Source organism: Nocardioides sp. NPDC047086 (genome assembly GCF_040643685.1).
Lineage (GTDB): Bacteria > Actinomycetota > Actinomycetes > Propionibacteriales > Nocardioidaceae > Nocardioides.
Genome location: NZ_JBEYUV010000007.1, coordinates 168,236 through 180,185 on the forward strand (window position 1 = coordinate 168,236; position 11,950 = coordinate 180,185).

The 11,950-nt window shown below is 69.9% G+C and carries 11 protein-coding genes; 3 read left to right on the forward strand and 8 right to left on the reverse strand.

Going from position 1 to position 11,950, the window contains the following annotated elements; translation table 11 throughout:
- Positions 1–22: 22 nt before the first annotated feature.
- Together ABZ796_RS08080 and ABZ796_RS08085 are read left to right on the forward strand one after the other, a co-directional pair.
- Positions 23–1,144: a mandelate racemase/muconate lactonizing enzyme family protein gene (locus ABZ796_RS08080; protein WP_357336014.1), complete on the forward strand. Its 1,122-nt coding sequence runs from the start codon at positions 23–25 to the stop codon at positions 1,142–1,144.
- A complete protein-coding gene (locus ABZ796_RS08085) occupies positions 1,141–1,827 on the forward strand; it encodes a FadR/GntR family transcriptional regulator (protein WP_357336015.1) in 687 nt (228 codons plus the stop codon). The genes ABZ796_RS08080 and ABZ796_RS08085 overlap by 4 nt, the downstream gene beginning before the upstream one ends.
- 104 nt (positions 1,828–1,931) lie before the next feature.
- Here ABZ796_RS08085 and ABZ796_RS08090 read toward each other — a convergent pair whose 3' ends face one another.
- The 7 genes from ABZ796_RS08090 to ABZ796_RS08120 are packed head-to-tail and all read right to left on the reverse strand — an operon-like array spanning position 1,932 to position 8,740.
- Positions 1,932–2,759 (reverse strand): NAD(P)-dependent oxidoreductase, encoded by an 828-nt coding sequence (locus ABZ796_RS08090; protein WP_357336017.1) that lies wholly within the window; start codon positions 2,757–2,759, stop codon positions 1,932–1,934.
- A complete protein-coding gene (locus ABZ796_RS08095; RefSeq protein ID WP_357336018.1) occupies positions 2,756–3,928 on the reverse strand; it encodes a hypothetical protein in 1,173 nt (390 codons plus the stop codon). The genes ABZ796_RS08090 and ABZ796_RS08095 overlap by 4 nt, the downstream gene beginning before the upstream one ends.
- Positions 3,925–5,214 carry a glucarate dehydratase family protein gene (locus tag ABZ796_RS08100; protein WP_357336019.1) on the reverse strand — a complete coding sequence of 430 codons (1,290 nt, stop codon included), beginning with the start codon at positions 5,212–5,214 and terminating at the stop codon, positions 3,925–3,927. The genes ABZ796_RS08095 and ABZ796_RS08100 overlap by 4 nt, the downstream gene beginning before the upstream one ends.
- Positions 5,211–5,606 (reverse strand): universal stress protein, encoded by a 396-nt coding sequence (locus ABZ796_RS08105; RefSeq protein ID WP_357336020.1) that lies wholly within the window; start codon positions 5,604–5,606, stop codon positions 5,211–5,213. Before ABZ796_RS08105 ends, ABZ796_RS08100 begins: the two co-directional genes overlap by 4 nt.
- A gap of 24 nt (positions 5,607–5,630) precedes the next feature.
- Positions 5,631–7,169 (reverse strand): tripartite tricarboxylate transporter permease, encoded by a 1,539-nt coding sequence (locus tag ABZ796_RS08110; protein WP_357336021.1) that lies wholly within the window; start codon positions 7,167–7,169, stop codon positions 5,631–5,633.
- Between the two features lie 12 nt (positions 7,170–7,181).
- Positions 7,182–7,718 (reverse strand): tripartite tricarboxylate transporter TctB family protein, encoded by a 537-nt coding sequence (locus ABZ796_RS08115; protein ID WP_357336022.1) that lies wholly within the window; start codon positions 7,716–7,718, stop codon positions 7,182–7,184.
- Positions 7,719–7,744: 26 nt separating this feature from the next.
- The gene (locus ABZ796_RS08120) at positions 7,745–8,740 is read right to left on the reverse strand and encodes a tripartite tricarboxylate transporter substrate binding protein (RefSeq protein WP_357336023.1); all 996 of its coding nucleotides are present in this window, start codon (positions 8,738–8,740) and stop codon (positions 7,745–7,747) included.
- 115 nt (positions 8,741–8,855) lie between these two features.
- Here ABZ796_RS08120 and ABZ796_RS08125 point away from each other — a divergent pair, with 115 nt between their 5' ends.
- On the forward strand, positions 8,856–9,767 hold the full coding sequence (locus ABZ796_RS08125; protein WP_357336025.1) for a LysR family transcriptional regulator: 912 nt from the start codon (positions 8,856–8,858) through the stop codon (positions 9,765–9,767).
- 756 nt (positions 9,768–10,523) lie between these two features.
- Here the strand turns inward: ABZ796_RS08125 and ABZ796_RS08130 are convergent.
- Complete coding sequence (locus ABZ796_RS08130) at positions 10,524–11,795, reverse strand: DUF222 domain-containing protein (protein WP_357336026.1); 1,272 nt, start codon at positions 11,793–11,795, stop codon at positions 10,524–10,526.
- Positions 11,796–11,950: the final 155 nt, after the last annotated feature.

An 11,950-nucleotide genomic window follows, 5' to 3' on the forward strand; every position in this document is an offset into this window, starting at 1 on the left:
GCCCATCGAGGAGCATCCCGCCATGGCCGCCGACCGCATCAGCTCACTGACCCTCTCCCACGTCGTCCTCCCGCTCGAGAACCCGGTCAGTGACGCCAAGGTGCTCACCGGGCGGCAGAAGCCGCTCACCGAGACCGTGCTGCTCTTCGTCGAGGTGAGGACCGAGCAGGGCCTCGAGGGCATGGGCTTCAGCTACTCCAAGCGGGCCGGTGGCCCGGCGCAGTACGCGCACCTCAAGGAGATCGCCCAGGTCGCCATCGGCCAGGACCCCTCCGACATCGCCAAGATCTACGAGTCGCTGATGTGGGCCGGCGCCTCCGTCGGCCGCAGTGGTGTCGCGACCCAGGCCGTGGCCGCCCTCGACGTGGCGCTCTACGACCTCAAGGCGCGTCGCGCCGGCCTCCCCCTGGCCAAGCTGCTCGGCGCCCACCGCGACTCCTGCCGTGTCTACAACACCTCCGGCGGCTTCCTCCAGGCGAGCGTCGAGGAGATCAAGGAGAAGGCCGCCGCGTCGCTCGAGGCCGGCATCGGCGGCATCAAGATCAAGGTCGGCCAGCCCGACTGGGCCGAGGACCTGCGCCGCGTCGCCGCCCTGCGCGAGCACCTCGGCGACACCCCGTTCATGGTCGACGCCAACCAGCAGTGGGACCGCGCCCGCGCCCGCCGGATGTGCCGCGAGCTCGAGCAGTTCGACCTGGTCTGGATCGAGGAGCCGCTCGACGCCTGGGACGCCGTCGGCCACGCCGACCTGTCGCGTACGTTCGACACGCCCATCGCGACCGGCGAGATGCTGACCTCGGTGCCCGAGCACATGGCGCTGATCGACGCCGGCTACCGCGGCATCGTGCAGCCCGACGCCCCGCGCATCGGCGGGATCACCCCGTTCCTGAAGTTCGCCACCCTCGCCGCCCACGCCGGTCTGGCGCTGGCGCCGCACTACGCGATGGAGATCCACCTGCACCTCGCGGCGGCCTACCCGACCGAGCCGTGGGTCGAGCACTTCGAGTGGCTCAACCCGCTCTTCGAGGAGCGCATCGACATCCACGACGGTCAGATGTGGGTGCCGGACCGCCCAGGTCTCGGCTTCACGCTCAGCGACCAGATGCGCAAGCTGACCGTGGAGACGGCTAAGTTCTCGGCATGACGACTAGCGCCGGGCTCGCCGACCGCGTGGTCTCCGGGATCAAGGACCAGATCCTGTCCGGAGACCTCGCGCCGGGAGCGAAGCTGCCCTCGGAGTCCGACCTGGTCGCGACCTACGGGGTGTCGCGGACCGTGGCGCGCGAGGCGGTCACCCGCCTGCGCGCCGAGGGCCTGGTCGAGACGTTCCAGGGGCGCGGCTCCTTCGTCCTGGCGGTGCCGGCGCCGTCGCCGTTCGCGCTCGAGTCCTCCGCGATCCGTACGCAGCACGACGTGCTCGACATGGTCGACTTCCGGCTCGGCGTGGAGTGCGAGGCGGCGGCCCTGGCCGCCGCCCACCTCGACGAGCAGGGCTCGCGCGCCATCGAGGAGGCGCTCGCCGCGCTGGCCACGGTGCATCCGGACGGCGCGGTGGAGGCCGACTTCGCCTTCCACCGCGCCGTCGCGGCCGCGACCGGCAACCGCTTCTACCTCGACCTGATGGACTCGCTGGGTCCGATGATGATCATGCTGCCCCGCACCCGGCTCGGCGACGCCTACTCGCCCAGCGACGCGCTCCACGTCGAGCGGGTGCAGCGCGAGCACGACAACATCGCCGCCGCGATCCTCTCCGGCGACGCCGACACCGCCCGGGCCGCGATGCGGGTCCACCTCGGCAGCACCCGTCGGCGCCTGCAGCAGCGTTGACGGTTGGTCTAGGTATGCAGACCAGCCGTCGCTTCCCCGGCGGAGCTCCGCACGGGAAGCGACGGTTCGGCTGCATACCTAGACCAACAGACCGCCCGGCTGCGCTACTTCATGTGCTCCCCGAGCGGGGTGAAGCAGAACTTCCCGCCGGCCAGGCGCTCCTCGGGGCCCTGCGGGCCGTCGTCGACCGCGTCGCCGAGCAACTCCGCGGCGTAGACCTCGGAGTCGTCCCGCGGGTGGTAGCCGATCGCCTCGCCCTCCGCCAGCGACCGCCAGCGCCGGGTGTTGCGGGAGATGCCCCACACCACCCGGAAGCCGGGCTCGGGGGTGGCCAGGCACGCCTCGAGGAGCCGGGCACCGTCGTCGGGCGACATCCACGTCCACAGCGAGCGGCGGTCCCACGGCTTCTCGAAGCACGAGCCGATCCGTAGCGCGGTCACGTCGATGCCGTAGCGGTCGTAGAAGAGCGAACCGAGCGCCTCCATCGCGACCTTGCTGACCCCGTAGTAGGTGTCCGGGCGCGGGAAGGCGTCGGCGGGCAGCCCCTCGGCGGGCACGTTCTCCAGGTCGTAGAAGCCGGTCGCGTGGTTGCTGGAGGCCAACACGACGCGACGGACCCCGGCATCCCGGGCGGCCTCCATGACCACCCGGGTGCCGTCGATGTTCGCGGAGAGGATGTCCTCCCAGGGGGCCTCGACGCTGATCCCTCCCAGATGGATGACCGCCTCGACACCCTCGCAGGCGGCGCGCATCGCCGCCTCGTCGGTCACCGACGCCTCGATGACCTCGACGGCCTCGCCCTCGGCGGGATCCTCGGGACGTACGACGTCGAGAAGGCGCAGCACCCGGCCCTCGCGGGCCAGGCGGGTGCGCATCATCCGCCCGATGCCGCCGCTGGCGCCGGTGACGAGAACGGTCTGGCGTTCGCTCATGCATCCCTCCGGATCTCGGTGGTGGCCCCGGCGAGCAGGTGCTGCCGGTCGGCGCCCGCGAGACCGAGGTGGTAGAGGTGGATCTGGTCGATCCCGGCGTCGAGCAGGGCTCGCAGATGACCACCGAGGTCGTCCTCGGTGGTGGGCGGAAGGACGGTGACGTACGCAGCGGCCGCTGCCTTCCCGGAGACCGCCTCGACGAGCCGGCGCCCCGTCTCCATCGAGGCCTCGGTGGTCGGCCAGCAGAACGAGACCACCAAGTCGACGTCGTCGGCCGTGGTCGGGGTGAGGCCCGGGCTGGCGCCGGTGGCCCAGGGGTCGGGCTGGGCGTGCAGGGCGATCTCGACGACGTCGGAAGCGGCCTCGCGGACGGCCGCGATCACCCGGTGGCGGAGCTCGTCGGCCGCGGCGTGCCGGGAGGCGAGGATCGTGTCGAGCGTGCTCGCGTCCACCGTTGCGCCGGAGGGGTTCACCCCGGTCGCGGCCCGAAGCGCCGCCACGGTGGCCTCGGCATCCAGCCCGCGACCGGCCCAGTCCTCGCGGCAGGCGGCGCAGCAGCAGATCGAGAGGAGCTGCTGGGTGGCCTCGTCGTAGGCCCCGTCGGTCTTCTCGTGGTGCCCACCATGGCCGAACCCGAGCTGGCCGCACGCCTCCAGGATGGCGGTGGAGGTCGGGGTGTCGCGTACGGCCTCGGCGGCCAGGGTCTCCGCATAGCGGCGGACGTCCTCGTGGCGGGGGCACAGGGCGTAGGGGTAGGGCTCGTCCCAGCAGTTGACGACCGCGAGGTCGGGGTTCGCCTCGCCGAGGAGCGTGGAGTGGGTCAGCACGATCCAGGCGGCGACCTCGATCCCGGCCTCGGCGAGGATGGCGGCAGCCTCGCCGAACGGGTCCTTCGCAGCGACCCACGTCGCCGCGGGCGGCACCAGCCGGGCGCCGTCCCAGGCCTCGGCGCGCACCGGGCGGTAGAGCGCCGCGCTGCGGGCCTCGACGAACCGGTGGCGCGGGTGGAGCGGGGTCGCGGCGCGGGCGGTGTGGTACGCCGCCGCGAGGGCGACCTTGGTGACGCCGAGCCCCCGGGCGCGATCGGCGAACGAAGGATCGCCGATCACGTCCCAGGGGTAGGCATAGCCGACGACCGGGACGGTGCCGGTCCTTCCCGAGTCGGTCACCAGCGTGAGGTGTTGGGCGTGAAGTCCGGGTCGATGGAGCGCATGTAGACAGTGTCCTCCCTGCGGCGGACGCCGCACGTCAGGTACTGCTCGTGCAGCTCGCCGAGCAGGTCACGATCGAGCTCGACGCCGAGTCCGGGGCCGGTCGGCACCGCGATCGCACCGTCGGCGAAGTCGAGCACCCCGGGGCGTACGACGTCCTGGGTCTTCCACGGGTAGTGGGTGTCGCAGGGGTAGGTCAGGTTGGGGGTCGCAGCGGCCAGGTGGACCATCGCGGCCAGGGAGACGCCCAGGTGGGAGTTGCTGTGCATCGAGAGGCCCAGCCCGAAGGTGTCGGTGATGCCGCCAAGCAGCGCCGACTGGCGCAGCCCGCCCCATAGGTGATGGTCGGAGAGCACGATCTGGACCGCATCGACGGCGATCGCGGGCTTGAGGTGCTCGAAGGCGATCACGCACATGTTGGTGGCCAGAGGTACGTCGGTGCGGGCCGCGACCTGCGCCATCCCGTCGATCCCGGGGGTGGGGTCCTCGAGGTACTCCACGATCCCGGAGAGCCGCTCGGCGACCTTCACCGAGGTCTCGGGGGTCCAGGCGCCGTTGGGGTCCAGGCGCAGCGGCAGGTCGGGGAAGGCCTCGCGGAGCGCCTCGATCGCGGCGCACTCCTCGTCGGGGTGGAACACGCCGCCCTTGAGCTTGAGCGAGCCGAAGCCCCAGCCGTCGACCATCCGTCGCGCCTGGGCGACGATCTGGTCGGGGTTCAGCGCCTCGCCCCACGCGTCGTCGGGCCCGTTGTCGGCAGAGCCGGGGTGGCCCGCCCACTTGTAGAACAGGTAGCCGCTGAACGGCACCCGGTCACGCACCGCGCCGCCGAGCAGGTCGCTCACCGGACGGTCCGCCTCGCGGGCGATCAGGTCGAGGCAGGCGACCTCGAAGGGGGAGTAGACGGTGTCGACCGCGGAGGAGACGTCGAGCATGCCACCGAAGGAGGCCCCCGCCCCGCCGGTCTCCTTGCCGAGCACGTCGACGACGAGCCGGCGCAGGCCGTGGGTGTCGTAGGGGTCGGCGCCCGGGAGTGCCTGGGCGACGGCGTCGAGCCGGGCGAGGTGGGTCTCGTCCGCGTACGTCTCCCCGAGGCCGACCAGGCCGGTGTCGGTGTGCAGCTCGACGATCGCGCGCAGCGCCCACGGCTGGTGGACGCCGACGACGTTGAGCAGCGGCGGGTCGGCGAACGCGACCGGCGTGACGACGACCTTCGAGATGCGGCTGGCGTTGGGGCCGGCGCTCATGCGGTCGGCTTCACGGCGAGGACCGGGACGCCGGCGTCGAGCAGGATGCGCTGGGCGTCGCTGCCCAGCAGGGCCTTGCCGACCGGGGAGCGGCGGCGCAGCCCGATCACGATCAGTCGGGCGCCGGTCGAGGCGACCAGGCCGTCGAACGTCTCCACGACGTCGGCCCCGTGCGTGGTGTGGTCGACCCGAGCGTTCACCCCGGCCTCGGCGGCGCGGGCGACGAGCTTCGCGGCCGCTGCCTCGTCGACGAGGTCGGCGTCCACGGTGGCGCCGCGGCGGGGGCTGTTGACGATGACGACGTCGTCGCCGCGTGCCGCCGCCTCGGTCAGGCCGGCCTCGAGCGCCGCCTCACCTACTGGTGTGGGTACGTAGCCGATCAGGATGGTCATGGTGTGCCTCTCAGCGGGTCGGACTCAGCGGGTCGGGGTGTCGGCGTCGTCGCGCTCGGCCGGGGCCGCGGCGACGGTGGCGGCCTTGCGCCGGGCCAGGGCCGCCTTGGCCGCGGGCCAGAGGGCGACCAGGACGAAGGCGGCCAGGATGGTTCCGGAGATCGGCCGGGTGAAGAACCCGGTCGGGTCACCGTCGAAGATCAGCATCGAGCGGCGTACGCCGTCCTCCACGATCGAACCCAGGACGAACGCGAGCACCATCGGGCCGGGCTCGAAGCCGACCTTCTTCATCAGGTAGCCGATCAGGCCGAAGACGATCATCACGAAGATGTCGAAGGTGGAGTTGTTGATCGTGTAGACGCCCAGGATCGTGATCAGCGCGGTGATCGGGGCCAGGATCGCAGGGCGCACCCGCAGGATTCGTACGAAGATGCCGACCAGCGGGATGCTCAGGACCAGCAGGATCAGGTTGCCGATGTACATCGAGTTGATGACGCCCCAGAACAGGTCGGGGCGCTCCTCGACCAGCTGCGGACCCGGCGAGATGCCGAGGATGAGCAGGGCACCGAAGAGCATCGCCATCGACGCGTTGGCCGGGATGCCGAGAGTCAGCAGCGGGATGAACGAGGAGGTCGCGGCGGCGTTGTTGGCGGTCTCGGGGGCGGCGACGCCCTCGATCGCGCCGCGCCCGAAGCGCTCGGGGTGCTTCGAGATCCGCTTCTCCGTGGCGTACGCGGCCAGGGAGGACATCACCGCGCCACCACCGGGCAGCACGCCCAGGACGAAGCCGATCAGCGAGCCGCGGCCGATGGCGCCGGAGGACTGCTTGAGGTCTTTGCGGGAGGGCCAGATGTTGGCCACGGCGGCGGGTACGTGGGGCTTCCCGTGCCGCTCCTCGAGGTTGTAGAGGATCTCGCCGACACCGAAGAGACCCATCGCGACGACCACGAAGTCGATGCCCTCGGTCAGCTGCAGGCTGCCGAAGGTGAAGCGCTCGGCGCCGCTGAAGCTGTCGCGGCCGATCGTGGCCAGCAGCAGGCCGAACGCGGCGGCGAGCATGGCCTTGAGCTTGTTGCCGTTGCCGATCGTGGCGACCAGCAGGACGCCCAGCAGGGCCAGGGCGGCGTACTCCGGGTCACCGAAGCTGAGCGCCCACCCGGCGATCAGCGGGGCCACCAGGGTCAGGCCGAGGATGGAGACGGTCGCGCCGACGAAGGATCCGATCGCGGCGATGCCGAGGGCCGTGCCGGCCTTGCCCTGCTTGGCCAGGGCGAAGCCGTCGAAGACGGTGACGACCGAGGAGGCCTCACCCGGCAGCCGGAGCAGGACCGAGGTGATCGTGCCGCCGTACTGGGCGCCGTAGTAGATGCCGGCCAGCATGATGATGGCGGAGACCGGGTCGATGCTGTAGGTGATCGGCAGCAGGATGGCGATCGTGGCCGCCGGCCCGAGGCCGGGGAGTACGCCGATCAGCATGCCGACGAGCACGCCGATCAGGCAGTAGAGCAGGTTCTGCGGTTCGGTGACGAGCCCGAAGCCGTCGAGGAATGCGTTGACGTCCACTGGAGGCTCCGCTCAGAACAGGTGGGGCAGCGGGATGCGCAGCCCGTAGAGGAACAGGAAGTAGAACGCGGCGACCGTGAGGATCGAGGTGATGATCGTGCTGCGCCACGACTCGCCGCCGAGGAACCTCAGCCAGACGACGCACAGCAGCAACGAGGGGATCTCGAAGCCGATCACGGGCATGAGCAGGGCCAGGACGATGAAGGTGAGCAGGCCGACGGCGGGCAGCACGCTGGAGCGGGTGACCTTCTCGCTGTCGGTCAGCGTGCGGCCGACCACGAGGAGTGCCACGGCCATCAGGGTGATGGCGATGCTGACCACGAAGGGCCACAGGCCGGGTCCGGGCTGGCGCGGCGACCCCAGGCCGTAGCCGTAGGAGAGGACCACGCCGCCGAGCCCGACGACGAGAGCGACGAGCGCACCCACCACCTGGTAGGCCGGTCCACCCGCGGGAGGTCGCTCCTCCTCCAGCTCATGGGCCACCTCGGCCTGGATCTCGGCCAGGATGTCCTGGCCTGGCTCGGGAGTGGGGGTGCGTTCGTCGCTCATCGTCATGCCTTCGTCGTGGGGGAGGGTCAGCTCGCGCCGAGGTTGAGACCGTACTGGTCGACCAGGTCGGCGAACCGCTTCTTGTCCTCCTCGAGCTGGGTCACCACCTCGTCGCCGGAGAACTCCATCGGGGTGAGGCTGTTCTGCTCGTTGAAGGCCTGGTACTCCTTGGTCTTGAACGTCGCCTGCATCGCCTCTGCGATGGCGTCCTTGACATCGTCCGGAGTGCCCTTCGGGACGGTCATGAAGCGGTACTGCGCGACCTCGACGTCGAGACCCTGCTCCTTGGCGGTCGGGACGTTCGGCAGGTAGTCGACGCGCTCGGGACCGAAGACGCTCAGCGGGGTCAGCTTGCCGGACTCGATGTTCTCGATCGCCTCGCCGACCTGGATGCACGCGGTGTCGACCTGGTTGCCGAGCACGGCGGTCAGGGCCGGTGCGCCGCCGTCGAAGGGTACGGCCTCGGCGTCGACGCCGGCCGAGGCGTACGTCAGGCCGCAGGAGAGCTGGGCTCCGGTACCGACGCCGGTGGTGCCGTAGGTGACCTTCGCGTTCGCGGCCTTGATGTCGTCGAGCGTCTTGAAGCCGCTCTTCGGGCCGGTGACCATCACGTAGTCGTCGCGGGAGACGCCCTGGACGACGTCGAAGTCGTCGAGGCTGGTGGCCTCGTCCGCGCTGACCGCGAGCGGCGTGATGGCGAACAGGGACGCGTTCTGGATGGCGATGGTCTGCCCGTCGGCCTTCGCCTTGGACACCTTGTTGGCGGCGAGCGCACCGTTGGCACCCTCCTGGTTGATCACCGGGAAGGAGGCGCCGAGCTCGTCGGAGAGACCCTTGGATACCGCCCGGCTGATCAGGTCGCTGGAGCCGCCGGCCGAAGCGCCGACGTACATCTCCACGTTGCCGGCGGGATACTCCTCACCGTCGCTGCTGCCGCCGGTGGTGTTCGAGACACCGCAGGCGGAGAGGGCCAAGGCCGCGACGCCGGCGGTCGCGGCGAGGAGGTGGGTGGTCGTACGCATCGTTGCTCCTAGGTCCGTCGTGTGACCACCGACACTAAGAGTCTTCGCGATACCGGTCCAAGCCCGTTTCGGCATAGAGTGTTCCACCTGGTGCATCGTGATCTACTCTGGCCGAATGATCACGCTCGACCAGGTGCGTTCGTTCGTGGCGGTCGCCGAAGAGCTCCACTTCGGCCGGGCTGCCGAGCGCCTCCGGATGACGCAGCCGCCGCTGTCGCGACAGATCCAGAAGCTGGAGAAGGCGGTCGGTGCGCAGCTGCTCGAGCGGGACAACCGCCGGGTCGCCCTGACGGGTGCGGGAGCGGCCTTCCTCGACGAGGCCTACCGCATGCTCAACCTGGTCGAGAGTGCCGGTGACCTGGCCCGTCGGGTGGACGCGGGCGCCGCCGGCGTGGTCCGGCTCGGCTTCACCGCGGTGTCCGCGATCTCGATCCTGGGGCCGCTGCTGCGCCGCCTCACCGTCGAACTCCCCGACGTCGAGGTGCGGCTCTCCGAGCGAGTCACCCTCGCCCAGGTCGACGGCATCCGCCACGGCGAGATCGACATCGGCCTGGCCCGTCCACCCTTCGACACCGAGCTGCTCTCCTCGAGAGTCATCTCCCGAGAGCCACTGATGGCCGTGCTCCCGCAGGGCCACCCCCTGTCCGAGATCGACCGGCCACTGACACCGCAGGACTTCGAGGGCCAACCCGTCATCGGCTACCACCCGCAGCAGTCGCGCTACTTCCACGAGCTCTCCGTACGCTTCCTGGCCAACGCCCACCCCCGCATCGAGCAGCGCGTGCACCAGGTCCTCACCGCCATGCTCCTGGTCTCCGCCGAACGTGGCGTCGGCTTCGTCCCGGTCTCGGCCAGCTCGCTGCACGTAGAAGGCGTGGTCTTCCGCCCCATCGAGCACGGCGGCGGCGACACCCGCCTCGACAAGGACCCCGAGCGACCGGTCGAGCTCCATGCGATCTGGGCACGTGGGTCTGTCAGTCCGGTCGTACGCCGGGTTCTCGACGCGATCATCGAGATGAATCGGTAGGTGGGTTGCCGAGAAACGGGGTTCCTCGGGGTTGGGGTTTCTCGTTGGGCTGGTGGCCGCCGACCCGTTATGGAGGGTGTTCTCGACGGTTCCCGGAGTCAAGGCGATGTATCGAGCTTGTCGAGATGACGGCCTGCGGCCGCCGGCTTCGCCGGTCGCCTTCGGCGATCCTGGACACCGGGCCCCGTCGAGAATTTTGGCTGGTTATCGGGTCGGCGGCGGGGTTTGGCGCGTAATTCTTTGGGTTGGGTACGGGCTTGGGATTCCGGGGTTGGTGGTTCTTCCTGGGGATGCGGTGTCTGCGGTGCTTTTACAAGCCGATGACACCTTGTGAACGGTTCACAAGCACAGCGGTCAGCCCGGGCACCGAGGACCACCTCGGTACAGCGGAAGGTGCCGCCTCAACCGGGTGCTGGCTACGGCGGTCTTAGACCGCGAACCGAGCAGACGAACCGAGCAGACGAACCGAGCAGACGAACCGAGCAGACGAACCGAGCAGACGAACCGAGCAGACGAACCGAGCAGACGAACCGACCGGAAGGGCCGAGCGAAAAGGCCGAGCGAAAGGGCTGGGGCGGCGGTTGGGCGATACGCGGTGCACCAGTGGGACCACCAGATCCAGTGCTAGCTCGGCCTGCCCGACCCACCGAATGATGACAGGGCCACGTCGGCAACTGGACGGGGAGTGAGCACACACCGACACGGCGACCCGAACTGGTCCGGGCCAGTGGGTCCGAGCGTGCCGGGTCAGCCGGGTCAGCCGGTTCGGGCACCCCGAGTGAACCGGATCTGCCCATCCGGGAGCCGCTCATAGGTGTAGTCGGCGTCATGGATCCGCCGATGGTCACTGGGACACAACAACACCATGTTGGCCACGTTGGTGCGGCCGCCTTCGGACCAGGGTTGGAGGTGGTGGGCCTCGGTCCAGGCAGCGGGGGCGTCGCAGCCCTCTGCTTGGCAGCACTTGTCGCGTAATCGCAGTGCTCGGTGTTGGACTGGGTAGGCCAGGCGGGCGGTGCGGCCGAGGTCGAGGATCTCGGAGTTCGTGCCGAGGACGACGGGGATCAGGTTGGCGTTGCAGGCCATCTTGCGGGCTTCGGCCGCGGTGATCTGCTCGCCGTCGAACCCGAGGGCGGCGGTGCCGAGGTCCTGGCGGAGGTCCTCCACGCTCATGGTGATGAACACCGTGGTTGCATGCCCACCGTGGCGGGGCAGCTGGTCCACGTCGTAGGTCTCGATCACCCGGGCGAAGGCCTGGCCCAGGAGCCGGTCATACGGGGCCTTGCGGCCCCGGTTCTCCACGGTCAGCTTCCGCGGCTGGGCCAGCGAGTCCAAGATGGTGCGCAACCGCATCCCGACCGCACGCGAGACCCTTGCGTGAACGTCGATGGTGCCATCGCCGTTGTCGCGGGAGGAGAAGAACGTGCGCCGAGCGGCGCGTTCTTCCTCCCGCTGCAGCGCCTTGGCTTCCGCGGCCTCGAACCGGTCCGGGTCGACCTTCGCCAGGATCCGGCGTCCGACGATCTTGAGCTGGTTCGCGGTCAACTCGGTGGCGTGCTCGACCAGCAGCTTCTCCGCCAGAACCAGGTCCTCGCCACTGACGGCGGGGTCGGTCGCGATCCGGTCGAGGGCTTGGGTGATCACCTGGGCCTTGTCCTGGGACACCACCCCCTCGGCCAGCCCGGCGGCGACGAGGTCGTACTTGGCCACGACGGCGGCGAGTTTGAGCTGGGAGCGGGCCACACCCCTGTCGACGAGGAGTTCGGTCCGCATCCACCCGGAGGCGTCCTTGGCCCCGGTCTCCTCGGCGATGTCACCCGCCGACGCGAGCACACGCAGATTGAGCGCGGCCTGCATCGCCTGGAGCTTCTCGATCTGGGCCAGGCGGTCCTTCTTCTGCTCGGTGCGCCAGTAAGCAGGGTCGCTCGCGAGGAGCTCGTGGAGGGCGGTCTCGATGGCCTGCAAGGCGGCGTCGATCGCGTCACTGGGGTTGGTGCCCCAGTGGTCGATGTCGCGGCCGAGACTCATCGGATGCCTCTCTGAGAGGTGTGTTGTGATGGGTCTGATTCTACGCTTCAACCACCCCGATGGCTATCTATTTACGCAGGTCAAACCCTGTTTTCGCGGTGAGCGAACGGCGTCGTTCCTGTGGATGGTAAGTGGCCCGAAGGGCCACCTCTCAC